This window comes from Nocardia seriolae NBRC 15557 (genome assembly GCF_007990715.1).
GTDB classification, from domain to species: Bacteria; Actinomycetota; Actinomycetes; order Mycobacteriales; family Mycobacteriaceae; genus Nocardia; species Nocardia seriolae.
This window is the reverse complement of the sequence record NZ_BJWY01000054.1, coordinates 21,608-44,627: the sequence shown is the minus strand read 5'-3', so window position 1 is coordinate 44,627 and position 23,020 is coordinate 21,608. Positions and strand designations below refer to the sequence as shown.

General features: G+C 69.1%; 21 protein-coding genes. 13 read left to right on the top strand and 8 right to left on the bottom strand.

Features of this window, described 5'->3' with window-relative positions; genetic code table 11:
- The first annotated feature begins 173 nt into the window (after positions 1-173).
- On the top strand, positions 174-977 hold the full coding sequence (locus NS2_RS17940; protein ID WP_033088580.1) for a hypothetical protein: 804 nt from the start codon (positions 174-176) through the stop codon (positions 975-977).
- 113 nt (positions 978-1,090) lie between these two features.
- On the top strand, positions 1,091-1,555 hold the full coding sequence (locus tag NS2_RS17935; protein ID WP_033088581.1) for a DUF2231 domain-containing protein: 465 nt from the start codon (positions 1,091-1,093) through the stop codon (positions 1,553-1,555).
- A gap of 95 nt (positions 1,556-1,650) precedes the next feature.
- On the opposite strand, the gene lexA is transcribed toward NS2_RS17935, so the two are convergent.
- On the bottom strand, positions 1,651-2,433 hold the full coding sequence (gene lexA, locus NS2_RS17930) for a transcriptional repressor LexA (RefSeq protein WP_045438080.1): 783 nt from the start codon (positions 2,431-2,433) through the stop codon (positions 1,651-1,653).
- A 275-nt stretch (positions 2,434-2,708) separates the two neighbouring features.
- On the opposite strand from lexA, the gene NS2_RS17925 reads away from it, so the two are divergent.
- The 3 genes from NS2_RS17925 to nrdR all read left to right on the top strand — a co-directional run bounded on the left by NS2_RS17925 (position 2,709) and on the right by nrdR (position 5,093).
- Positions 2,709-3,113 carry a hypothetical protein gene (locus NS2_RS17925; RefSeq protein WP_033088582.1) on the top strand — a complete coding sequence of 135 codons (405 nt, stop codon included), beginning with the start codon at positions 2,709-2,711 and terminating at the stop codon, positions 3,111-3,113.
- A 176-nt stretch (positions 3,114-3,289) separates the two neighbouring features.
- Entirely contained in the window at positions 3,290-4,513 is a 1,224-nt protein-coding gene (locus NS2_RS17920; protein WP_033088583.1) for a hypothetical protein, read from the top strand.
- 103 nt (positions 4,514-4,616) lie between these two features.
- Positions 4,617-5,093 (top strand): transcriptional regulator NrdR, encoded by a 477-nt coding sequence (nrdR, locus tag NS2_RS17915; RefSeq protein ID WP_033088584.1) that lies wholly within the window; start codon positions 4,617-4,619, stop codon positions 5,091-5,093.
- Between the two features lie 121 nt (positions 5,094-5,214).
- On the opposite strand, the gene hrpA is transcribed toward nrdR, so the two are convergent.
- Entirely contained in the window at positions 5,215-9,609 is a 4,395-nt protein-coding gene (gene hrpA / locus NS2_RS17910) for an ATP-dependent RNA helicase HrpA (protein ID WP_071344365.1), read from the bottom strand.
- Positions 9,610-9,746: 137 nt separating this feature from the next.
- Between hrpA and NS2_RS17905 the strand changes: the two genes are divergently transcribed.
- Positions 9,747-10,385 carry a Pr6Pr family membrane protein gene (locus tag NS2_RS17905; RefSeq protein WP_063865011.1) on the top strand — a complete coding sequence of 213 codons (639 nt, stop codon included), beginning with the start codon at positions 9,747-9,749 and terminating at the stop codon, positions 10,383-10,385.
- On the opposite strand, the gene NS2_RS17900 is transcribed toward NS2_RS17905, so the two are convergent.
- Both NS2_RS17900 and NS2_RS17895 read right to left on the bottom strand, forming a co-directional pair.
- Complete coding sequence (locus tag NS2_RS17900; protein WP_033088586.1) at positions 10,377-10,835, bottom strand: GNAT family N-acetyltransferase; 459 nt, start codon at positions 10,833-10,835, stop codon at positions 10,377-10,379. The two genes, NS2_RS17905 and NS2_RS17900, sit on opposite strands and share 9 nt — an antisense overlap.
- A gap of 396 nt (positions 10,836-11,231) precedes the next feature.
- Positions 11,232-12,749, bottom strand: coding sequence for an APC family permease (locus NS2_RS17895; protein WP_033088587.1), 1,518 nt, complete (start codon positions 12,747-12,749; stop codon positions 11,232-11,234).
- A gap of 402 nt (positions 12,750-13,151) precedes the next feature.
- On the opposite strand from NS2_RS17895, the gene NS2_RS17890 reads away from it, so the two are divergent.
- From NS2_RS17890 to NS2_RS17875, 4 genes are all read left to right on the top strand, one after another.
- Positions 13,152-14,591, top strand: coding sequence for an APC family permease (locus tag NS2_RS17890; RefSeq protein ID WP_261772289.1), 1,440 nt, complete (start codon positions 13,152-13,154; stop codon positions 14,589-14,591).
- Between the two features lie 5 nt (positions 14,592-14,596).
- Positions 14,597-15,325 (top strand): IclR family transcriptional regulator, encoded by a 729-nt coding sequence (locus NS2_RS17885; RefSeq protein ID WP_033088588.1) that lies wholly within the window; start codon positions 14,597-14,599, stop codon positions 15,323-15,325.
- 234 nt (positions 15,326-15,559) lie between these two features.
- A complete protein-coding gene (locus NS2_RS17880; RefSeq protein ID WP_106852315.1) occupies positions 15,560-16,042 on the top strand; it encodes a helix-turn-helix domain-containing protein in 483 nt (160 codons plus the stop codon).
- Positions 16,043-16,303: 261 nt separating this feature from the next.
- Complete coding sequence (locus NS2_RS17875; protein ID WP_052486684.1) at positions 16,304-16,756, top strand: zinc ribbon domain-containing protein; 453 nt, start codon at positions 16,304-16,306, stop codon at positions 16,754-16,756.
- 269 nt (positions 16,757-17,025) lie between these two features.
- Here NS2_RS17875 and NS2_RS17870 read toward each other — a convergent pair whose 3' ends face one another.
- Positions 17,026-17,214 carry a hypothetical protein gene (locus NS2_RS17870; protein WP_033088589.1) on the bottom strand — a complete coding sequence of 63 codons (189 nt, stop codon included), beginning with the start codon at positions 17,212-17,214 and terminating at the stop codon, positions 17,026-17,028.
- Between the two features lie 190 nt (positions 17,215-17,404).
- Between NS2_RS17870 and NS2_RS17865 the strand changes: the two genes are divergently transcribed.
- Complete coding sequence (locus tag NS2_RS17865; protein WP_033088590.1) at positions 17,405-18,007, top strand: DUF5134 domain-containing protein; 603 nt, start codon at positions 17,405-17,407, stop codon at positions 18,005-18,007.
- Between the two features lie 123 nt (positions 18,008-18,130).
- Positions 18,131-19,357: an aminotransferase family protein gene (locus tag NS2_RS17860; RefSeq protein WP_045438083.1), complete on the top strand. Its 1,227-nt coding sequence runs from the start codon at positions 18,131-18,133 to the stop codon at positions 19,355-19,357.
- 3 nt (positions 19,358-19,360) lie between these two features.
- Here NS2_RS17860 and NS2_RS17855 read toward each other — a convergent pair whose 3' ends face one another.
- Complete coding sequence (locus NS2_RS17855) at positions 19,361-20,920, bottom strand: MFS transporter (RefSeq protein WP_306455137.1); 1,560 nt, start codon at positions 20,918-20,920, stop codon at positions 19,361-19,363.
- A 126-nt stretch (positions 20,921-21,046) separates the two neighbouring features.
- Here NS2_RS17855 and NS2_RS17850 point away from each other — a divergent pair, with 126 nt between their 5' ends.
- Entirely contained in the window at positions 21,047-21,412 is a 366-nt protein-coding gene (locus NS2_RS17850) for a VOC family protein (protein ID WP_033088592.1), read from the top strand.
- Positions 21,413-21,443: 31 nt separating this feature from the next.
- Here the strand turns inward: NS2_RS17850 and NS2_RS17845 are convergent, their stop codons facing one another.
- Together NS2_RS17845 and NS2_RS17840 are read right to left on the bottom strand one after the other, a co-directional pair.
- Positions 21,444-22,136, bottom strand: a complete 693-nt coding sequence (locus NS2_RS17845) for a PhzF family phenazine biosynthesis protein (protein ID WP_033088593.1) — start codon at positions 22,134-22,136, stop codon at positions 21,444-21,446.
- Between the two features lie 21 nt (positions 22,137-22,157).
- Positions 22,158-22,916: an HNH endonuclease family protein gene (locus tag NS2_RS17840; protein WP_045438077.1), complete on the bottom strand. Its 759-nt coding sequence runs from the start codon at positions 22,914-22,916 to the stop codon at positions 22,158-22,160.
- Positions 22,917-23,020 lie beyond the last annotated feature (104 nt).

The window sequence follows — 23,020 nt, the reverse complement described above, 5'->3', positions numbered from 1 at the left end:
CGACACTAGGGTTCCGTGAAGCTTGAGCTGGAAGTCGGAGATAAATGCGCACTGAGAACATCAATAGGAAGTTCAAACTGCATGACGAGCGCAGGATTGCCGCCCAGCGTCCGGAGCAACTTCTTGGTTTAGATGTCGTCGGATTTGGGAAGCTCGAAGAGTTTCCGGGTGAGTTGCGGAACTCTTTCGCGGAATTCGCGAGCGGCTCGGTGGCCCCGCGTTCGCGCATCTATCGCAATGCTCAGCCCAATCTCATCGACGCCTGGCTGCTGGAGTTGCTGCGCGGCGCCCGGATCGGCGACCGCTTCTTCCTACGCACCGGCCGCGAGTACTTCCCCTGGGCCGACTGCCGGGTCCTGGACCACCGCTGGCTGGAGTCGCTGCGCCGCGTCATGGGCACCAATCAGGGATTCATTGCGCACGACAAGAATTCGGCCGTCATGACCATCGGCACCCAGTACGAGGTCCTCGGCTTCGTCGCCGGTTCCGGTCTGCCCGGCCCGGCCGAGGCCGCCCCGATCGAGGAGACCCCGACCCGCCGCATCGTGCACGCCCCGGCCGCCGCGCCCGAGCAGGCGGCCGCGGTGCTCAGCGAGGATCTGCGGGCCCGCCGCCTGGCCGCGCTGTCCACGGATGCGCCCGCGCGAGACTCGAATTCGGGTGCGGCCCTGGCCGCCATGCCCGATCTGCCCGCGGCGCCCAACCCGCCGGTGGCACCGGGCCTGCCCGCGGCGCCCAACTCCGTGGCGCCCGACCTGTCCGCTGCACCCGATCTGTCAGCGGCATCGATGCAGGACATCCCGTCGGGTCCGGCGGCCGATACCGCCACGCCCGCCGCCGAACCCGCCGCGGCTCCGGCTCGGGAATCGGTGTCCGCCGAGGGCGAGACTCCCGTACCGGCCGCGCCCGTCGCGCACGTGGACGAGGCGCCGACGCAGCTGCTCACGCGCATCGTCATCCCCACCGACGCCGACTGATCCGGCGGCTCGCCGGACTCGCCGAATCGACCCGGGCCACGGTCGAACCGGTATCGGTCGACATACGTTGTACTGATACGCCGGGCTTTCGCCGAGTTCGAAAGAGCCGATATATGTCGACAATCAATGGGCTGCCCGCCCATGTCCTGCTGGTGCACGTGATCGTGGTGCTGGTGCCGCTCACGGCCGGGCTGGTGATCCTGTGCGCCCTGTGGCCCGCGGCCCGCACCCGGCTGATCTGGCCGACGGCCGCGCTGGCGGTCACGGTGACGGCATTGACGCCGGTCACCGTGAAGGCGGGGGAGTGGTTCCAGCGGCAGCTGGGCATGCCGCCGGTGGCAGACGAGCACGCGCGGCTCGGGCAGCAGATGCTGTATTTCGTTGCGCCGCTACTGCTCTCGGCGGCGCTGCTGGTGTTCGCGCACGTCCGGCAGGGCCGGGGGAAACCGGCCGGGCGGGCCGTGGTGGCGGTCATCGCGCTGGTGGCCATCGCGGCGGGCGGGGCGGCGGCGTGGCAGACCTATCGCGTCGGGGATTCGGGCGCGCACGCGGTATGGAACGGCGTGGTCGGCCACTGAGTCGACCCTCGGGGAAATATGTTCGCGGGGTACGACTGTCGTGACCCGGCGGCCGGTCTGCGGGGCGGTCACCGGGTCACGACAGTGCCGCACGGTCAGATCTTGCGGATGACCGTGACGACCTTGCCGAGCACCTGGGCGTCATTGCCCGGAATCGGCTCGAACAGGGGGTTGTGCGGCATCAGCCACACCTGGGAACCGGTGCGCTTGAACGTCTTCACGGTGGCCTCGCCGTCGATCATGGCGGCCACGATGTCCCCGTTGTCGGCCACGTTCTGCTGGCGCACGACCACCCAGTCACCGTCGCAGATGGCGGCGTCGATCATGGACTGGCCGACGACCTTCAGCAGGAACAGCGAACCCTCGCCGACCAATTCGCGCGGCAGCGGGAAGACATCCTCCACCGCCTGCTCGGCCAGGATCGGGCCACCGGCGGCGATCCGGCCCAGTACCGGGACGTAGGTCGGGATCGGGTGCTCGTCCGTCGAGACATCGGCGGCGCGCGCCGACTCGGCATTGACCGACCGTAGCTTCGACACGCCGGTCGCGGCCCGCACGGCCGTCTCGTCCAGACCCCGGACGTCCACGGCGCGTGGGCGATTCGGGTCGCGGCGTAGATAGCCCTTGCGCTCGAGCGCGCGCAGCTGGTGCGCCACCGAGGAGGTGGAGGTGAGGCCGACGGCATCGCCGATCTCGCGGATGCTGGGCGGATAGCCGCGGTCGTGCACCGAGGAGCGGATGACCTCCAGCACCTTGCGCTGGCGCACGGTCAGATCCGCGCCGGTGCCGGTCGGCTCGGCGGCGGAGTCGTCTCCTGAGAGATCGCCTGAAAGACCAAGGGGTCCGTTGTCACCTTCCGCGCCGCCGTGTTCGCTCACCGCCGCCGTCCTCCGTTCCCTGCTGTGGCTCATCGGAATTCGTTCCCGGCCGCGGTCGGTCTCCGATCGGTTCGAAGATTTCGGGCACCCGGGGAACTCGTGTCTCGACTGTAGTCCGTGTGACGCGAGTGATCAAACATCTGTTCGACGCATGTCGGGAAATCCTTCACATTGTCGGTGGGCCGTGGTAGAAATTCGAACATCAGTTATTCGAACACATGATCGAGTCAGTTGTCCAGCATCATTCGGTCCGCCCTACCCTGGAGGTTTCATCGATGCGCGCCGTGGTCAGCGAAATCGACACTCTCGGAAGTGATTTGGGATTCGACAGCCTCCCGTGGGAGCTGCGTTCCGAGCGTCCGCCCGCCCCCGTCTCCCACGCGGTGTCGCGTCCGGTCGCGGATCGCCGGCCCTGCCGTGCGGTGGTGCGGCCGGTCGCCGGTAGGCAGGTTCGACGCGACCATGTCGTCGTGCGACACGCGGCGCGACACACCCGGGGTATCCATCCGCTGGACCGCGTGCAGCGCGCGCAGACCGGTTTCGCGGCACTGGCCATCGCCGCGCTGGTGAGTGCGCTCGCCGTGGCGGGGCTGATCGGTCTGGCCCAATTGCGTTCCGGCGATTTCGATTCGCAGACCACCCCGCCGAGTGTGCAGCTGGTGCCCGCGCCGGTTCGGTAGCGGCGATGATGCTGTACCGGTTGCCATTGCGTAGCCGGATTCGGAGATCGCGTGGCCGGGCTCGGGGATAGGGATCGACGGCCAGGGGTGTGGCCGAAAATGCAGATTGAATAGTGCAACGTGTTGCTAGCGTCCCCCTGGATGTGACCGAGGCTACAAACGCGACAGGGGGCGTAATGCCGAGAGTGCGAGGGCTGATCCGGTTGGCCGGAATCCTCACCTGCCTGATGATCGGGCTGGCGACGGCGCCGACCGCGCACGCGGAATCCAGCTATGCCGGATATCTGGATCTGCCGCCGATCAACGGTGACGGCGCGGGCGGGGGCGGGCTGAATCCCGCCCTGCCGCTGGATCCGGCCGTGCTGCGCGACGCGCTGGACCAGGCGCGGGCCGCGGGGATCGCTCCGCACCGCTACGCGACTCTGCTGCACCAGTATTGGCTGGTGGTCGCCACCCGCAATGCCGATATCGACCTGGCCACCTGGGATCCCGCGCTCGGCGTGGCGGCCAATTCCCGCACCTTCACCCAGGTCTACGTGAACTACCTGCGACTGAACAACACTCATCCCGACTACTGGTGGACGGGCCTGGCCGGGCTGGCCGGTGGCTCGTTCGCCTCGGGCTTCTTCGATATGGGCGATGTCTCCGCGATCATCAGCGTGCCCGGCCTGCATCAGGTCGGCGGAGCGGTGGCGGACCTGCTGCGCGGCACCCCGGCACCACTGCTGGACATCCTGCCCGCCGATATCGCGACCCTCGGCACCGAGGGCGAGCGGCTCACCGCCGAGGACCTGGCCTGGTACCAGACCCGGCTGATGATCATGCAGAAGCACATCTTCATCGACCAGGTCCCCATGCACGAGGCCTACGCGGCCGACGGCCCGGCCGGTGTCGAGGAGATGTACCGGGCGGGCGTGCTCGACGAGAACGCCATCGCCGCCTGGCGGGAGATCACCGCCGGCACGCCCGACGGCCTCGCCGACGCCGCGCTGCGCATGACCGACCGGGAGCAGAACCAGATCATCGCCGACCAATGGGATTCCACCTCGCACGGGCGCGGGGCCATGGGCCGGGTCATGACCTACGTGAGCACCATCGCGGGCAAGGCCGCCGTCCCGGGCGTGCGCGCGCCCGGCGTCTTCGCGCCGGTGACGCTGAGCGCGGGCGCGATGTCGCTGCGCGCCCCGCTGCCCGACTTCAACTGGGCCGACCGCGACACGCGGTGGAACTACATCACCCACGACCTGCTGCCCCGCTACCTGGAACTGTGCGCGAACCCGGCCGTCGCGAGACCGGTTCTGGCCGTGCCCTTCTCGGCCATGCTGGGCAACGGACGCCTGGTCCAGCGGCTGCCCGACCTGGTCGGGGACATGACTTCGCAGTGGCAGCTGACCACCTGATTCCGGCCGCGTGACACGGGCGGACGTCGCGGACCGGGTTTGCCACGGTATCCTCGAGATTGCTCGAGGTTTCAGTCAACCCAGCATCGACGAAGGATCCCGGATGCATTGCCCGTACTGTCGCCATCCCGATTCGAGGGTGGTCGACTCACGTGAAGCCGAGGAAGGCACCGCCATCAGGAGGCGGCGTGCCTGTCCAGAGTGCGGGCGCCGGTTCACCACTGTCGAAACCGCGATTCTGTCGGTGGTGAAGCGCAGCGGCGTCACCGAACCGTTCAGCCGTGAAAAGGTCGTTCGCGGCGTGAGCCGCGCCTGCCAGGGTCGCGAGGTCGACTCCGACGCCCTCAACCTGCTCGCCCAGCAGGTCGAGGATGCGGTGCGGGCCAAGGGTTCCCCCGAGGTGCCCAGCCACGAGGTCGGCCTGGCCATCCTCGGCCCGCTCCGCGATCTCGACGAGGTCGCCTACCTGCGCTTCGCCTCGGTCTACCGATCCTTCAGTTCCGCCGAGGATTTCGAGCGCGAGATCGCCGATCTGCGCCGGCACCGGGCCGACAACTCGGTCGGCGCCACCGCGGAGTAGCCGAGCGACCGATACGGTCGGCGGCAACGACCACGATTCCCGGTCCGGCTCCGAACAATTCGGAGCCGGACCGCGTGGTATTCACCGGTGTCCGCCTCGCCGCAGGCCGCGATATCGGCGGTCAGCGTGGTTGCTGTGGCGGGCGGCGGGCCGCGTCGACGGCCTTTTCGATGCGCTTGGCGGAGATGGGGTAGGGGGTGCCCAGCTGCTGGGCGAACAGGCTCACTCGCAATTCCTCGATCATCCACCAGATTTCGAGGATGTCGCGGCCGCCCCGGCGGGCCTCGGGGAGGTTGGCGAGCAGGCGGTCGTAGGCGTCGTGGACGCGGTCCAGTTCGGCCATGCCCGCGCGGTCGCGGTTGGCGGCGGCGGGCAGGGCTTCCAGGCGCAGGCGGGCCGCCTCCAGGTAGCGGGGGAGTTCTCGCAAACGCGCGCTGCCCCATTCGGAGACGAAGCCGGGGAAGATCAGCTCGTCGAGCTGGTGGGTCACATCGTCGGTGGCGTCGCGGTCGCGGGATTCGGCCAGCGCGGCGCGCAGGCGGTGGGCCTCGGCCAGCGCGGGGACCACGGAGCGGACGATATTCGCCACGGCCGTGGTGAATTTCGGGCGCACCTTCTCGACCAGCGCCTTGAACTGGTCGGGTGAGCGGACCGGGCCGCCATTGGCCGCGATGAGCTCGTCGGCGGCGCAGGCGCGGCAGTCCTCGACGAGCGCGTCCAGGGTGCCGCACGGATTCTGGCTCAGCGCAAGGCGATCGGTGGGCGGCAGGCCCGCGGTGACCGCGCGGGTATTGGTGGTGATCGCGCCCAGCAGCAGGGCGCGGGTGCCGGTGCGCATGGCGGTGGCCTGCTCGGCGGGGGAGCTGAGCACGCGCACGGCCACGCCGGCGGGCTCGGCGACCAGGGCCGGGTAGCCGGTAATGGTCTGGCCGCCGACCTGGCGTTTGACCGCGGCCGGCAGGGTGCCCAGCGATTCCGAGGTCCAGACCGTGGTCGGGGCCCGCTCGGCGGCGGTATTGGCGCGCGCCACCGACTTCGAGACCTGTTCGGCCAGGCGGGTTTTCAGCTCGGCCAGGCTCTTGCTGCGGGCGACCACGGTGCCCGACGGGTCGGTGGCGGCGAAGGTCATGCGCAGGTGGTCGGGCAGACCGGCCGGGTCCAGGTGCCCGGCGGTAATGGTCACCGAGCCCAGTTGCGACAGCTCGCGCGCCAGGCCGGTGCGCAGTGGTTCGGCCCGGGGCGTGAGTCGGTCCAGCGCCGCCTTGGCGAAGTCGGGTGCGGGAACGACGGTGCGGCGCAACTGCTTCGGCAGCGTCTTGATGAAGGCCGCGGCCAGTTCCTCGCGCATGCCCGGCACCAGCCAGTCGAAGCCGACCGAGCGCACATGCGCCAGCTGGGCGATCGGAATGTGCACGGTCACACCGTCATCGGCCTGGCCGGGCTCGAACTGGTAGGTGAGCGGGAAGGTCAGCTCACCCTGGCGCCAGCTGTCCGGATACGCGGTCGGATCCAGCACCGCCGCATCCTCGTTCACCACCGTGGAGGCGGTGAAGTCCAGCAGGTTGGCATCCTGGCGCTGGGCCTTGCGCCACCAGCTGTCGAAATGCCGCACCGACACGATGTCCGACGGAATCCGCTGATCGTAGAAGTCGAACAGCACCTGATCGTCGACCAGGATGTCGCGCCGCCGCGCCCGATGCTCCAGATCCGCGACATCCTCGAGCAATTCCCGGTTGCGCGCGAAGAACCGGTGCTTGGTCTGCCACTCGCCCTGCACCAGCGCATGCCGGATGAACAGCTCCCGCGACAACTCCGGATCGATCCGCCCGACGTCCACCCGCCGCTGCGTAACCAGCGGAATCCCGTACAACGTGACCCGCTCGTACGCGGCCGCCGCCCCCCGCTTGGCCGACCAATGCGGCTCGGAGTACGTCCGTTTCACCAGATCCCCGGCCAGCCGCTCGGCCCACTCGGGCTCGATCCGCGCCGCCGTCCGCCCCCACAACCGCGAAGTCTCCACCAACTCCGCCGCCATCACCCACCGCGGCGGCTTCTTCGCCAACCCCGACCCCGGGAAGATCATGAACTTCGCATTCCGAGCCCCGAGAAACTCCCGACTCTCGGCCTCTCGCACGCCGATATGCGACAACATCCCCGCCAGCAACGCCTGATGGATGGACGTCACATCCCACGGCAGCGAATCATCCCCGCCTCCGGCCTTCGCCGCCAGCGACTCGGCCAGCCCGGCCCGCGGGCTCCCGGACCCCGTTCCACCTGCGCCGCCGCGCCCACCCTCGGACCCGCTGCCGCCACGTCCCGAATCTCCGCCGCGCCCAGCGGAATTGCCGCGCGGTGAAGCTCCATGAACACGAGACTCGCCACCCTGCCCGACTCCTGCACCACGCCCCGTCGAACCGTCGCGATCCGATCCCGCGACTCGTCCGGGCTGCCCGCCGCGCTCGGAGGTGGTGCCGCGCTGAGAGTTACGGCTGGGCCCCGGTTGGCCGTCGTGGGTGGTGTCAGCGGCGCGCGCGGTGCCTCTGCGCCGGTTACGTCCGGATCGTCCGTCGGTGTTCTGGGGGTCGTCGGAAGGGGTTGCGGTGCGGTCGAATTGGGCGTCGGTGCCTTCGGTGGTCCAGCCGAGGGAGCGGGTGATGGTGCGGAGTTGGCCGTGCAGGTCCTGCCATTCGCGGATGCGGAGGTAGTGCAGGAATTCGTCCCGGCACAGGCGGCGGAACTGGTTGGAGGACAGGGCGTTGCGCTGTTCCCGGAGGTAGTCCCAGAGGCGGAGGTAGGACAGGAAGTCGGAGCCCTCGATGGTGAAGCGGGCGTGCTTGGTGTCGGCGGCCTGCTGGTGTTCGACGGGGCGTTCGCGGACGTCCTGGATGGACAGGGCGGCGACGATGATGAGGACCTCGGCGAGGCAGCCGCCGCGGTTGGCCTCCACCAGCATGCGCGCCATGCGGGGATCGACCGGGATCTGGGCCATCTCGCGGCCGATGGGGGTGAGGATCAGGCCCGCGTCGGGAATGTCGTGGCGGGCAGCGGTTTCGGCTTCGGCCCGGCCGAGCGCGCCCAGCTCCTCGAGCAGCGCGATGCCATCGCGGATGGCGCGACCGTCGGGCGCCTCCACGAACGGGAAGCTCTCGATATCGCCGAGCCCGAGCGCGGTCATCTGGAGAATGACGGCGGCCAGATTGGTGCGCAGGATCTCCGGTTCGGTGAACTGCGGCCGGGATTCGAAGTCGTCCTCGGAGTAGAGCCGAATCGCGATGCCGTCCGCGACACGGCCGCAGCGGCCCGACCGCTGCCGCGCCGACGCCTGCGAGATCGACTCGATCGGCAGCCGCTGCACCTTGGTGCGCATCGAGTAGCGCGAAATGCGGGCCGTGCCGGGGTCGATCACGTACCGGATGCCCGGCACGGTCAGCGAGGTCTCGGCGACGTTGGTGGCCAGCACCACCCGGCGGCCGGTGTGCGACTCGAATACCTTGTGCTGCTCGGCCGCCGAAAGCCGCGCGTACAGCGGCAGGATCTCGGTGCGCGGCAGGCGCATATCGCGCAGCGAGTCCGCGGTGTCGCGGATCTCACGCTCGCCCGAAAGGAACACCAGGATGTCCCCGTCGCCCTCGGCCTGGAGTTCGCGCACCGCGTCCCCGATGGCGTCGGTGGGATCGCGGTCGACGATCTCGGTGTCCTCGTCGTCGGGATCCTCGGAGGTGACCGGAATCTCCAGCGACAGCGGCCGATAGCGGACCTCCACCGGATACGACCGCCCCGACACCTCGACAATCGGTGCGGGCGTGCCCTTCTCGTCGGCGAAGTGCCGGGCGAACAATTCCGGATCGATGGTCGCCGAGGTGATGACGATCTTCAGGTCCGGCCGCTTGGGCAGCAGCTGCTTGAGATACCCCATCAGGAAGTCGATATTGAGGCTGCGTTCGTGCGCCTCGTCGATGATGATCGTGTCGTAGCGCCGCAGCAGCCGGTCGCGCTGGATCTCGGCCAGCAGAATGCCGTCGGTCATGAGCTTGACCAGCGTGCGATCCGAGGCCTGATCGGTGAACCGGACCGCGTAGCCGACCACGTCCCCGAGTTCGGTGCCCAGTTCCTCGGCAATGCGCTCGGCCACCGTGCGCGCGGCCAGTCGCCGCGGCTGGGTGTGGCCGATGGTGCCGCGGATCCCGCGCCCGAGTTCCAGGCAGATCTTGGGTAGCTGCGTGGTCTTGCCCGAGCCGGTCTCACCGGCCACGATCACGACCTGATGCTCGGCGATGGCCTTCGCGATGTCATCGCGGCGCGCGGAGACCGGCAACTGCTCCGGATACCGGATGGTCGGGACGGCGGCCCGGCGGGTCTCGACCCGGCGCTGGGCGGCGTCGATGTCTGCTTCGAGGTCGGTGAGATCGCCGCCGCGGGCCTTGTCGAGCCTGCGACGCAAGCGGTATTCGTCGCGGATCGAGAGATCGGCCAGGCGGGTACGAAGCTCGCGAGCGGTGGCGGCGGTCCTGGTCATTGCACCGTCAACGATAGCGAAGTATCCATCCGGGCCGGTCGGCGCGGTCTCCGGCGACCCGAATCCGGGATTGCCCGAAGGATGCTGATTCGGCGTATCGTCCGCATTCCGGCGATTCGGCGTGCGAATATCTGGTCATGAACGGCGTTGCGGTGCATCCGCTGTGGGGTCGGTTACTGCTGTTGGCCGTCGCGGGGCTGGACATCGCCGCGGTCGTCTGGAGCGCCACCCATCTGGGGCCGGTAGCGGCGAGCATCGGAAACTTCTTCAGCTACTTCACCATCCAGTCCAACCTGATCATCATCGCGGCCTGGATCGGGATCGCGCTGTTCGATCCGCAGGGGCGCGGCTGGCAGATCTTCCGCTGCGCGGCCACCCTCTACATCCTGATCACCGGCGTCGTCTTCGCGCTGCTGCTGCAGAAGATCAATGTCGGCATCGCCTACCCGTGGACCGATGACACCCTGCACCGGGTGACCCCGCTGGTCGCGCTCGCCGACTGGTTGCTGGTCCCGGCCGCGCTGGGCATCGGTGCTCGGCTCATCGCCCCCTTGCTGGCCTACCCGGTCGTCTACGGCGTCTACACCCTGATCCGCGGACCGATCGTCGACTGGTACCCCTACCCGTTCATCGACCCCCGGCAGCAGGGCTACGGCTCGATGTCGGTCGGACTGGTGTTCCTGGTCGTCGCGTTCGTGATCCTGGCGGTCGCGGTCACCGCGCTGGGCGAGATGGCGATGCGCCGACGCGCCCGCCGGACCGGTGCGTCAATCTAGCGGCAGCGTCATGAACACGCTGTGCGGATCCGCGGTGTAATCGGCGAACGGCCCGCAGTGCTCGAACCCGTGCCGCTCGTACAACCGCACCGCGGGCAGATAGAACTCCGGCGCCCCGGTCTCCAGGCTCAACCGTTCGTACCCGCGCGCCCGCGCTTCGGCGATGATGTGCCGCAACAGCTGTCCGGCCACCCCGCGCCCCCGCAACTCGGCCGCGGTGCGCATGGACTTGATCTCCCCGTGGGTCGGATCCAGCTCCTTGAGCGCCCCGCATCCGCCCAGTGTGTCGCCGTCCCACACCGACCAGAAGGTGATCTCCGGCTTGCGCAGCCCCTCGAGATCGAGCGCGTGCATGCTCTCCTCGGGCGAGTTGGCCAGCATCTCCGCCACGTGGGCCTCCAGCAGCCCGATCACCTCGGCCCCGGTGAGATCGTCGATCACAATGCGCATCCTGCCAGGCTAGTGCGCATCCCGGCGGGCCGATGCGCACCCCGCTCGGGCCATCGGCCGAGGTCGAGGTCGTGATCGCGGATTCCGCGCCCCATTCGGGCGACTGACCTACCGCGCCAACCGGCCGACTTCCCGTGCCGTACCCGCCCGTGCGGTGGGCACTTGCGCCACCCACCGGTGACACTCGTTGTGGCCGGTCGGGTTTCGTGATCATCGCCAAGGCCCGGTCCGACTGTTCGGCACGCCGTGGGGCGAACCGCAACGCGCACTTCCGAGGGTGCCACCGCGGGGCGTCGGATACGTGCACGGCGCACCGAAGCACACAAGACGGCCCGGCGACCGAAAGGCGCCGGGCCGTTGCCACTGAGGAGGGGTGGCAGTCATGGTGAAGCAGGGTCAGCGTTCGTGGGTTTCCTCCAGCACGGTCCGGCCCACCAGGGCGTAGCGGTCGGGGGAGCGGCGCTTCAGATACTGCGCGAAACCGAAGCCGCCCAGGGCGATCGCGGCCACCAGCCACGGCGTCGCCTTCAGGACCAGCGAGCCGGATTCGGTGCCCGCGGCCGTGCCCATATTGGAGACCAGCAGCAGCACCACGCCGATCATGGCGAGCCCGCCCAGCAGCGGGGCCAGGAAAGTCTTGAACCAGTGCCGGGTTTCGGGATGGTGGTTGCGGAAGTAGGCCAGCACCGCGAACGAGCAGGTCGCCTGCACCACCAGGATGGCCATGGTGCCGAGAATGGCCAGCAGCGTGTAGGTGCCGGTGTAGGGATCCTTCCCGGCGATACCGAACCCGGCCACCAGCGCGACGGCCACCACGCTCTGCACCAGGCCCGCGATGTGCGGCGAGCCGTGCTTGGGGTGGGTGCGCCCCACCGTGCGCTTGAGCGCCGGGAACACGCCCTCACGGCCGAGGGCGTACAGGTAGCGGGCCGCGCAGTTGTGGAAGGCCATGCCGCAGGCCAGCGATCCGGTCATCATGAGCCACTGCATGGCGCTCACCGCCCAGTGCCCGACGTAGGTCTGGGTCGGGTGGAAGAACACGTCCATCGGATTCGCGGACCCGGCCAGCGCCGCCGATTCGTCGATGCCGTTGCCGGACATGGCCATCCACGACACGAACACGTAGAAGACGCCCACGCCGATGACCGCGATCATGGTCGCCTTGGGGATGATCCGCTTGGGATCGCGCGACTCCTCGCCGTACATGGCCGTCGACTCGAACCCGACCCACGACCAGAACGCGAAGAACAGGCCCAGCCCCGCCGACGGACCGGTGAAGGCATTGACCGGATTCAGCGGCGCGAACGAGAACCCGTGCGGCCCACCGCCGTGCAGCGCCACCGCGACACCCATGATGGCCAGCACCAGGCATTCGGTGCCCAGCAGCACCACCAGGAACTTCTCCGCCACCGCGACACCGAACCAGGTGCCCAGGGCATTGATGGCCAGCATGACGATCGCGAACACCCACCACGGCACGTTCCAGCCGAACTGCGCCGAGACGGTACTCGCGCCGAAACTGGAGAAGATGCCGACCAGCGAACCCTCGAACACCATGTACGCGAAGGTGGCCAGCAGCCCCGAGGCCAGTCCGGCCGAGCGACCCAGCCCGAAGGAGATGAACCCGTAGAACGCGCCGGTCGCGGTGATGTGCTTGCTCATGGTGGTGAAGCCCACCGAGAACACCGCGAGCACCACCATGGCGATCAGAAACGCCGCGGGCGTGCCCTTTCCGGTGCCCGCCGAGATCATGAAGGGCACATTGCCGGTCATGGCGGTGATCGGCGCGGCCGTGGCGATGGCCATGAACACGACGCCGAGCAAACCCACGGCATTGGCTTTCAGCCGGTGCACCCCGTCGGGTGCTGCGGTGCCGGGTGGCGCGGCGGTGGCGCGTTCGATCTGCTGCGTCATGGATCCGTCTCGCTGCTGCGCCCGTCCCGAATCGCCGGGTGGCGGGCTCGTTTCCGATGCTGCGGAACGCTATGCGCGGCCTGTAACGGCGGCGGGCGTGCGACGGTGACCGTCGGCGAGAAAGCCGCGTGGGTTTTCTCTCGCCTCGCGACAAGCCGTCGTTACCCGCGTTTACGTCCGCGCAATACGGATCGTCGACGCTGTGGCAATTCAGTGAAAGGCGCTGTGGCAATCTAATGAGAGACGCCGTGGCAACCCGGTGAAGCGATGCTGCGGCAATCCAGTGGGAGATGCTGTGGCAAGCCAACGGGAGACGCCGCGGCAGTCTGGCGAGAGCTGCGGGCGATCGGCGCGAGAGAGGGCGTGACGCGGATGAGATCGGCTGCGCCGAGCCCACCCCCGGTGGCCGAACGGCCGCCCCTGCGCGGATTGACCCGGCGCGAACTGCCTTTCGTGCCGGTGTTCGCACAGTCGGTCGCGGCCATCGCGCCCTCGGGGACGGCGGTGGTCACCCCGGCCTTCGTGATCGGCGCGGCCGGGGGCGGGGCGAGTGTGGCCGCGTTCCTGGCGGCGGCGCTGCTGGCCTGGGCGGTGGCCCTGGTGATCCGGCCCATGGCGCAGCGGCTGGCGGTGACCGGCGGGCTGTACACATACGTGGCGAAGGGGCTCGGTCCGTTCGTCGCAGTACCGACCGGGTGGTCGGCGATTGTGGGGTACGCGAGCGTCAGTGTGGCGGGGCTGCTCGCGGTCGGCACCTATCTGGATCAGCTCGCGGTCACGGCCGGGCTGGCCGGTTTCGGTGGGACCGCAACGATTGTCGGCCTGCTGCTGGTCGCGGCGGTGGTGGAGGCGGTGCTCATGGTGCGCGGCATCCGGCTGTCGGCGTCGGCGACGCTGCTGGTGGAATGCGTGTCCGTGGTGACGGTGCTCGCGCTCATGGGCTACCTGCTGACCCGCGACGCGCACGCTCCGCGTCCGGCCCCGGTCTTCGAATGGCACGGCGGCACCGGCACTCTCGCCATGAGCGCGGTGGTGGCGGTCAGCGCCTTCGTCGGATTCGAGAGTGCGACCACCCTGTCCGCCGAGGCCTACCGGCCGTTCCGTTCGGTGCCGCGGACCTTGGTCTGGACACCGCTGGCCGCCGCCGTCATCTACCTGATCGCGGTGACCGCGCAGGCCGTGGCCCTGGCCGCCGCGCCCCCGGGCACCGCCTCGCGCTCGACACCGGTCACCGATCTGCTCATGCGGGGCGATTCCGGATTCCTCGGCGCGGTCCTGGATCTCGGGGTCGCGGCATCGTTCTTCGCCTGCACCGTCGCCTCGATCAACGCGCTGGTGCGGGTGCTGTTCACCATGGGCCGCGAGCGCATCGCCCCGGCGGCGGCCGGGCGCGCGCACTCCCGTTTCCACACCCCGGCCCCCGCCATTGTCGCGGCGGTGGGCGCGGTGACCGCCTGCGCGCTGTGGTACCTGCTCTCCGGAGCCGAACCCCAGGACGGCATCCGCAGCTTCCTGACCCTGAGCGCGCTCGGATACCTCGGCTCGTACCTGCCCGCCTGTCTGGCCACCCCGGCGCTGCTGCGCCGCATCGGCGAACCCAGCCGCGCCATCGCGATCCTCGGCTCGGTGACCGCGCTGCTGCTCGGCGTGCTCATGGTCGGCGCGGCGGTCTCGGCCCGCAATGACAATGTCACCGTGGTGATCGCCTACGCCGCGATCCTGGCGGCGGCCGTGGCATTCACCGTCGGCCTGCGCGTGCTCGCGCCGGATCGGTTGCGCGGCATCGGCATCTACGACGAGCCGCGCCGCGAAGACCTGCTGCCCGTCGTGACCTTCCGGTAGCCGCCATGCAGGATTCCCGCCGCACCAATACGGTCTCGAACTCCATCGCCATTCTCGAAGCGGTCGCCGACTGCGGGGTGGGCGTCACCGCCAAGGAGATCGCGCAGCGTCTGGGCATCGCGCCCGCCACCACCTACCGGCTGCTGAATTCCCTTGTCGCCGACGAGTATCTGGTCCGCACCGCCGACCTGCGCGGGTTCGCCCTGGGCGCGCGGCTGCGCGGATTCGCCGCGGCGGTGAACGTGCCGACGGTGTCCACGGCCGCGCGGGCCCTGCTCGACGACTTCCGGGCCTCCACCCGATTCGCCGTGCACCTCATGAACTTCCGGCCCGCCGCGGTCCAGGTGCTCAGCGAGGACCCCGACCACCCGATCCCCGGCGAGCGCGAACTGTCGCGGCACCTGCACGCCTCCGCCGCGGGCAAACTCCTGCTCGCCTCCCGCACCGAATGGCGCACCCTGGTGGCACATCCGGTGCGCATCGCGGCCCGAACCAAGATCGATCACACGGTGCTGGCCGGTGATCTCCAGGCCGTGCGCGACACCGGATACGCCAGGGCCGCAGACGAACTCGTCCCCGGCGTCGCGTGCCTGGCGCTGCCGGTCTACAACGGCACCGGCACGCTCTCCGGCGCGCTGTGCCTGACCGGGCCCAGCAATCGCCTGCCCGCCTTGGAAACCCACCGCGATCCGGCCCGCGACTGCGCCGCCGGCCTCGGGCCGCTGCTCTACTGACCGCAACGGGTACCGATCCAGCATCGCGAAAACCATTGGCCGCCGCCGGGTGCCCGCTCCTAACCTGGGATGACATCCGACTGGAAAGGACCACTTGGAAGCGACTGTCACGGTGACCGGCGCGATGCGCGCAAGCCCGGTTCTTCAGGGCCGGTTTAGCGTATCGGATTCTTGTCGGTGGGTGCCGATACATTGCTGGTTGTTTCTTCGAATGGTCCGTGGAGGTGAGTCGTAGTGTCGATCATGCAGCGTGCTTATCCGTCCGCCGCCCAGCTGGCGGTGCTGGAGATGCATCTGGGTCACGCACGATACCTCTACAACCTCGGGCTCGAGCAACGTGGCTACCACGTGAAGGGTCAAGCGTTTCGGCTCGGTGGTGTTCAGCAGCAGCGCGAGTTGGCGGACGCCCGTACGGAGGTCGATTGGTTGCGTGCTGGGTCGTCATCGGTTCAGCAGGCCGCCTTGCGCGATCTGGATCGCGCGTTCCGGAATTTCTTCGATCGCCGTGTCGGCTATCCGGAGTTCAAGAAGCGCCATCGCGGACGTGAGAGTTTCGTGGTGCGTGATCTGGTCGTGCGCCGGTTGAACAAGCGCTGGGCGAGGTCGCCATCCCGAAGTCGAAGACCCGGTTGCGGTTTCGTGTCACGGTGGCGTGGGAGCGGATCGTCGCGGCGAAGTCTGCGCGTGTCACCTTCGACAACGGGGTATGGCAGGTGACGTTCGTGACCCTGCCGCCGGAGAAGACCGTCTCCAACGGTACCGGTGTTGCCGGTATCGATCGTGGTGTGGCGAACTCCATCGCTATCAGCGATGGCGAGTTCGCTTGCGCGCCAGGACTGTCTTCGGGGCAGCAGCGTCGGGCGGTGGCGCTGCAGCGCAAGCTGGCCCGCCAGCGGCGGGGCTCGCGGGAGAGGGGGGGAGACCAAGCGGCAGCTGTCGAGGTCGCGGGTCACCGACCGCAATCGGAAGAAGGATTGGGTGGAGCAGACCACCACGCGGCTCGCACGCGTCTACGAAGGGTTCGCCCTGGAACAGCTGCCGATCGCGAACATGGTGAAAAGGCCCGCACCCAAGCCCGACCCGGACACCCCGGGGCAATATCTGCCCAACGGGCGCGCGGCCAAGCGCGGTCTTGCCCGGGGGATCATGTCGTCGTGCTGGGGCGAGTTCGCGCGCCGGTTGGGAGAGAAGTCGAGTGTGGCGTTCGTGCCTGCGGCGAATACCTCCCGCACGTGTGCGTCGTGTGGTCACATTTCGGCTGGAAATCGCAAGAGCCAAGCGGTTTTCCGGTGCGAGAAGTGCGGCCACGAGGCGCACGCGGACACCAACGCGGCCATCAATATCCGAGAGAGAGCGTTCCACCAACCCGAGGACATCGGGGGCTCGGGTGCGGAAGTCTCCCATGTGGGAGCGGCACCAACCAGTGGGTAATCGAGAGAGAAGCCCACTCCCTCCATGCGAGGGAATCCCGGCCCTTCAGGCCGCCCGAAGGCCCGATCCTCGTCATCACCGACGGCATGATCGACGTGCTGCGCATCCGCCACGAACACGCCTACCTGATCCCCGCGGGCGCCGCCCTGCCGTTCCGCCCCCACGGCCCGGTCTTCCGAATCCGCTGACGCCCAATCCCTTCCCGGTCGCGGCACCGCAACCGACACCCGGCCGCGACCCCGTCATTCCGGAAGCGAGAGGCGGTGCGGTCAGCCCTCACGCCGACGGTCGGTGACGCTGGCCTCCAGGGCGCTGAGGCGGGCGTCGAAGCCGCGCATCTCCTGGAGGATGCCCTTCATGGCCTCGGTCATCTGCTCGACCGAATAGCGGAGCAGGTTCAGGTTCGCGCGTAGGTCGGCAATGGGATCGATCGGGTCGTTGTCGGGACGCGGGCGCATGCGGGTACTCCTCTGTTTATTCGTATGCGTGCCAACTGTCCCGGACAGCGGGCCCGAGTGAATCGGCCGGGTAATCGGTCAGTGGCGGTGTGGGGGCGGGGGATTCGGCAGTGCAAGGGCGGAAGCGCCGGATGCGGGCGGTGTCACCATGGAGGTGGGGGCCGGTCGCCGCGGTGAGAGGTGGTGGGGTGTGGCGGTATTCGTGGAGCAGTACGGGGTACTGCGGTGGGGCGCGGTGATCGCCTTCTGCCTGGCCGCCACCATGGTGGCTGCGAGGCTGGGGCAGTTGGGGCGGGGCGCGGATCGGGAATCCGATGCCGCGCACCTGGTGATGTGCCTGGTCATGTTGGGAATGCTGGTGTTTCCCGTCGCCGTCGACCCGCACGCGGTGCGCGCGGTGCTGACGGCCATGGTGGTCGTGTACACGCTGGTGCTGGGTGAACGAATGCTGCGGTGGCGCAGCGGGATCGCGGACGCCGACAGCGGAGGGAGCGGGGTCGGCGCGTTCGTGTATCACGTGGTGGCGGCCGCGGCCATGTTGTATGCGATGAGCGGGCACGGGTCGCCCGGGCACACGCTGCCCGGGCACGGGGGGCCCGCGCCCGGGCCGCTGCGGGCCTTGGCCGCGATGTTCACGCTGGACGCACTGGCGATGGCCGTGCCCGGCCTCCGACATCGGTTGCCGCGAGTGTTCCCGCATCCGATGGGGTCGGCCGGATCGGTGACCGTGGTGCCGCACCTGGTGATGGATCTGGGCACCGCCTACATGCTGGTGGCCGCCGTCGCCGCCTGACCCGGCCCGAGGCCGCCCGACCCGGGGGCCGTTCGACCTGCTCACCCCCGAAATGGTGTGATGGTGAGGTTGAGTCGGTTCGCCCGGATGGGTGGCCGGTGTCGGGTGATGGAGGTGCTCTGGATGGGTTCGCTGTGGCATGGCTTCGCCGATATGGGTGCGGTCGAGCGGGACGGCGCGTTCGTGGTGGCCCGCGGTGAGGGCGCCTACATCTGGGACGAGGGCGGCACGCAGTATCTCGATGCCACCGGCGGCCTCTGGTTCGCCAATATCGGCCACGGCCGCCGCGAGATCGCCGACGCGGTCGCGGCGCAGCTGACCCGGGTCGCGCACTACTCCAACTTCGGTGACCTGGCCTCCCCGGTGACCCGCGATCTGGCCGAACGGCTCTCGGCGCTGGCCCCGGTGCCCGGCAGCAAGATCTTCTTCACCTCCGGCGGCTCCGACGGCGTCGACACCGCCGCCAAGCTGGCCCGCCGCTACTGGCAGGAGCTGGGCCGCCCCGAGAAAACCATCCTGGTCGGCCGCCAGAAGGCGTACCACGGCATGCACGTCGGCGGCACCTCACTGGCCGGCATCCCGGTCAATGCCGAGGGCTACACCGGTGTCTTCATGCCCGATACCCGCACCATCGAATGGGATCAGGCCAAGGGGCTGACCGCCCTGATCGAGGAGGTCGGCGCGGACCGCATCGCGGCCTTCTTCGCCGAGCCCATCATCGGCGCGGGCGGGGTCTACCTGCCGCCGGAGGGCTACCTGACCGAGGTCCGGCAGATCTGCCGCGACAATGACATCCTCTTCGTCGCCGACGAGGTCGTCACCGGCTTCGGCCGGATCGGCGGATCCTGGTTCGCCTCCTCGCGTTTCGGTCTCGAACCCGACCTCATGACCACCGCCAAGGGCCTCACCTCCGGTTACGTCCCCATGGGCGCGGTCTTCATCGCACCCCGCATCGCCGAGCCCTTCTTCTCCGGCGGCGTCTGGTGGCGGCACGGCTACACCTACGGCGGCCACGCGGGCGCGGCCGCCGCCGCCATGGCCAACCTGGACATCTTCGAGCGCGAAAACCTCCTCGACGCCAGCAAGAACCTGGAATCGCTGCTGCACCGGTACTTCTCGCCGCTGGCCGAACACCCTCGCGTCGCCGAAGTCCGCAGCGGCCTGGGCGCGGTCGCCGCCGTCCAGCTCGCCGACCCCGCCGAGGCCCTGCCCATGGTGAAAACCCTGCGCGCCCACGGCGTCTCGACCCGCGCCGCCGGCCAGGGCGCCCTCCAGATCTCCCCGTCCTTCGTCATCACCGAGGCCCAGGTCGCCGAAATGGCCGACCGCTTCGCCGCCGCCCTGGGCTGAGCGCTAGTGTCCGTGCTCGCCGGAGAGTTCACCGGCGGGCACGTGGCGTAGCTTGGCCACGGCCAGCACCGCCACCGCGACAGCGCCGACGGCGGCGATCCCGGCGGTGATGTGCACCCCGTGGATGAAGGCCGCGCGGGCGGCCGTCAGCACCGCGTCGCCCATACCGCCGGGCAGCGTCGCCGCGACCTGGACCGCCTCGCCCAGGGTTTCGCGGACCGAGTCCGCGCCCGGCAGATTGCGCGGTAGCGAGTCCGACAGATCGGCCCGGTAGATGGCCAGGCTGATGCTGCCCAGAATCGAGATGTCCAGCGCGCCACCGAGTTCCGAGCCGGTCTCGGACACGCCCGAGGCGGCCCCCGCCTGCTCCGGCGGGGCGGAGCCGACGATGAGCTCGGTGGTGATGCCGAAGACCGGGGCCAGTCCGAGCGCGATGAGCAGCGACGCGATCACCGCCAGGGCCGGGCCGCCATCCACCGACAGCCGGGTCAGCATCACCAATCCGATTGCGGCCAGGATCATTCCGGCCCCGACCAGATAGGCCGGGCGCACCACCCGCACAATGCGCGGGGCCGCCTGCGACCCGACGATGAATCCGATGCTCGACGGGGCCATGGCGACACCGGCCCGCATCGGCGTCATGTCCAGGACCAGCTGGAAGTACTGGGCCACGAACAGGAAATAACCGAACGCCACGAAAATGGCGATCACATTGATGCCCAGCGCGGTTCGGAACGCGCCCAGCCGGAACAGGCTCAGATCCAGCATCGGATCGGCCCGCGTGAGCTGACGGCGCACGAACAGCGCACCGGCCGCCAGCCCGACCACGATCGCCGCCAGCGGCAGCGGGCCCACCCCGTCCTGTGCGACCTGCTTCATGGCCAGCACCAGAGAGATCATGGCGACGACACTCAATGCGGCACTGATCAAATCGAGCCGCCCCGCCTCGGGATCACGGAACTCCGGCAGGACCCGGGGACCCAGGATCAGCAGCAACACCATGACCGGGACGGCCAGCAGGAACACCGAGCCCCACCAGAAGTGCTCGAGCAGCACACCACCCAGCAGCGGGCCGACCACACCGCCTGCCGAGAACGCACTCACCCAGGTACCTACGGCCAGGGACCGCTGCCGCGGGTCGCGGAACATATTGAAGATCAACGAGAGTGGGGAGGGCGCGATGGTCGCCCCGGCGATGCCGAGCAGCGCCCGGCACACGATCAGGAATTCGGCCGTGGGCGAGAAGGCCGCGACCACCGAGACCACGCCGAAAAGCGCTCCGCCCGTGAGCAATAACCGCCGCCGCCCGATCCGATCGCCCAGCGTGCCCATGGTGATCAGCAGGCCCGCCAGCATGAAGCCGTACACGTCGATGATCCACAGCAGCTGCGTGCTGCTCGGATGCAGCGTCTCACTGATCTGCGGCACCGCCAGATGCAGCACCGTCAGATCCATCGCGTACACCAGGCACGCCAGCGCCAGCACCCCGAGTCCGCTCCATTCGCGCCGCCCCGCCCGATCGGACCGCGCGGGCGCGGCCGTTGACATGGCGATGGAGTTCACGATGAATCGTCCTTCCGATGGGGGATGAGCTGCCACCGCTACCCGCGGCGTGCCCTCCACCCTCTCACCGCCCACCGCCACCCGCGCAACCGAATTAGTCGACCGCACGGGCGCTATGCTGCGGAAATGGTTGAATTCGAGAGCTATCGGGCCAACCTCGAGGTGGCCGATCTCACCCCCACCGTCGACTTCCTGCGCGATGTCCTGGGCTTCACCGTCGAGGTGTGCGAGCCCGCGATGGGCCTGGCCCTGATGCGCCGTGACGGCGTCGGCCTCGGCATAGTCCGCACCCCGAACCCCGCAGTCAACGAGACCACCGCCGGGTACGTCGGCGTGACAGACGTGGCGGCGCTCCATGACCACTGCGTGTTACACAACGCGGATATCGTTACGCCCCTCACCGAACACCCTTGGGGCCTACGCGATTTCGTCCTCCGTATCCCCGGCGGCCACCGTCTCGCCTGCGGGCAGCGCATCGGCCCGGCCGAATGAATCGACCGCGCCGGGAGCCCGCGGAGCGGGGCTAGATCAGGATCGGGTGATCGGCGACCACGCGGCCGCCGACGCGGGCCCAGCCGTCGGAATCCCATTCGGTGAAGATCTGGGAGCCCTCGCCCTGGGTGATGTTGAGGCCGCGGGTGAGCAGGGCGGTCAGGCGGATGGCGGCCGCGCCGGTGGCCTCGTCCTCGGGAACTCCCATGGCGGGGGCGAACATTCGGGAGCGGATCGCGCCGCGGGGTTCGTCGGTCCAGCCCCAGCAGTAGTGCTTGCCCTCGGGGAAGTCGGCGGGGTCGAGGGTGGCGAGCTCGGCGGTGTCCTCGAACTGGTGGAATTCGAAGCTCGGCGCCCATTCGGCGCGGGCGCGGGCCCAGGTCACGCCGTCGACGCTGGTGACCTCGACCGGGCCCGCGGGCACATCGATGATCTTGACCGGCTGCTTCTGGTCATTGAGCCACCACGCGGTGCCGACGCTGGGGTGCCCGGCGAAGGGGAGTTCCACGGCCGGGGTGTATATGCGCATCTTCACGCGCTCGTTCTCCGGGGCCCCGACCACCACGGTCTCGCTGAAACCGACACGGGCCGCGAGCGCCTGATGATCGGCGTTCTCGACCGCGGAATACCGGACGATGCCGAGCGGGTTGCCGAAGCGTCCGGTCGCGTCGGTGAACACGCGGACGACTTCGATTCGAGCGCCATCACTTTCCGGAACGGTCATGGCTTCGGAGCATACCCACAGTTATCCATTCGCGGGAGGCCCACAGGTTCCGAGCATGTCCGCCCGGGCGCTCTTCTCGGTGGGCTGCACGGTCAAGCCCCAGCGCGACTTCACGCTCACCCACCGGCGCGCGTAATCACACCAGTCGGCCTGCCGCGGCTTCCACTGGTCCGGCGTCTTGGAGCCCTTGTCCTGATTGGCCTGCTTCTGCACCGCCAGCAGATTGCCGACGTCATTGGCGAACTTCTCGCGCTGTTCGGGATTCCATTGCGAAGCCCCCGAGCGCCACGCGTCGCCGAGCGCCACCACGTGGTCGATCTCGATCTGCGAGGACTTGAACCGGTCGTAGGGCAGCCGCTCGCCGGTGTACGGATCGATGAGCGTCCCGCTCAGCACCAGGCATGAATTGCTTTCTCCCAGACGCGCTTCGGTGAGGTCGCGCTTCATCACGTCCTCGCGCGCGGTGCACCCGTCGCTGAGCACCGGCTCGCCGCCGCGCCCGGACCAGCCCGGCCCGAACGCATTGCGCTGATAGGACTCCCAATTGCGATTCCAGGCCACGGTGAGCCGATCCAAACCGGTGCGCGCCTGCCCGGCGTCGAGCAGCCGGGTGCCCTCCGGATCGCCCGCGCCGCCCGCCGGTGGTGTCTGCGCGTGGGTCTGCTCGTGGTGGTCCAGATACAACGCCATGCCCACGGCGGCGGCCGCGATGAGCAGGACGGACGTGGCGAAGAGTTTGCGCCAGCGGCGCCGGGCAGGGGTCCGGGAGCGCGGAGGCATGCGGGGGAGTCTAGGTGGGCATTCCGGGCGAACCGCTCAATGTTGCCGACCGGTGACCCGATTGCAGCAATCCATTGGCAAATGACAAAGGGGCCGGCGCCTCG

What these genes read in the sequence shown, in the direction of transcription:
- NS2_RS17935 (WP_033088581.1), top strand. Translation starts at nt 1,091, where the DNA reads ATGTCGACAATCAATGGGCTGCCCGCCCATGTCCTGCTGGTGCACGTG.
- NS2_RS17925 (WP_033088582.1), top strand. Translation starts at nt 2,709, where the DNA reads ATGCGCGCCGTGGTCAGCGAAATCGACACTCTCGGAAGTGATTTGGGA.
- NS2_RS17920 (WP_033088583.1), top strand. Translation starts at nt 3,290, where the DNA reads ATGCCGAGAGTGCGAGGGCTGATCCGGTTGGCCGGAATCCTCACCTGC.
- nrdR (WP_033088584.1), top strand. Translation starts at nt 4,617, where the DNA reads ATGCATTGCCCGTACTGTCGCCATCCCGATTCGAGGGTGGTCGACTCA.
- hrpA (WP_071344365.1), bottom strand. Translation starts at nt 9,609, where the DNA reads ATGACCAGGACCGCCGCCACCGCTCGCGAGCTTCGTACCCGCCTGGCC.
- NS2_RS17905 (WP_063865011.1), top strand. Translation starts at nt 9,747, where the DNA reads ATGAACGGCGTTGCGGTGCATCCGCTGTGGGGTCGGTTACTGCTGTTG.
- NS2_RS17900 (WP_033088586.1), bottom strand. Translation starts at nt 10,835, where the DNA reads ATGCGCATTGTGATCGACGATCTCACCGGGGCCGAGGTGATCGGGCTG.
- NS2_RS17895 (WP_033088587.1), bottom strand. Translation starts at nt 12,749, where the DNA reads ATGACGCAGCAGATCGAACGCGCCACCGCCGCGCCACCCGGCACCGCA.
- NS2_RS17885 (WP_033088588.1), top strand. Translation starts at nt 14,597, where the DNA reads ATGCAGGATTCCCGCCGCACCAATACGGTCTCGAACTCCATCGCCATT.
- NS2_RS17870 (WP_033088589.1), bottom strand. Translation starts at nt 17,214, where the DNA reads ATGCGCCCGCGTCCCGACAACGACCCGATCGATCCCATTGCCGACCTA.
- NS2_RS17860 (WP_045438083.1), top strand. Translation starts at nt 18,131, where the DNA reads ATGGGTTCGCTGTGGCATGGCTTCGCCGATATGGGTGCGGTCGAGCGG.
- NS2_RS17850 (WP_033088592.1), top strand. Translation starts at nt 21,047, where the DNA reads ATGGTTGAATTCGAGAGCTATCGGGCCAACCTCGAGGTGGCCGATCTC.
- NS2_RS17845 (WP_033088593.1), bottom strand. Translation starts at nt 22,136, where the DNA reads ATGACCGTTCCGGAAAGTGATGGCGCTCGAATCGAAGTCGTCCGCGTG.
- NS2_RS17840 (WP_045438077.1), bottom strand. Translation starts at nt 22,916, where the DNA reads ATGCCTCCGCGCTCCCGGACCCCTGCCCGGCGCCGCTGGCGCAAACTC.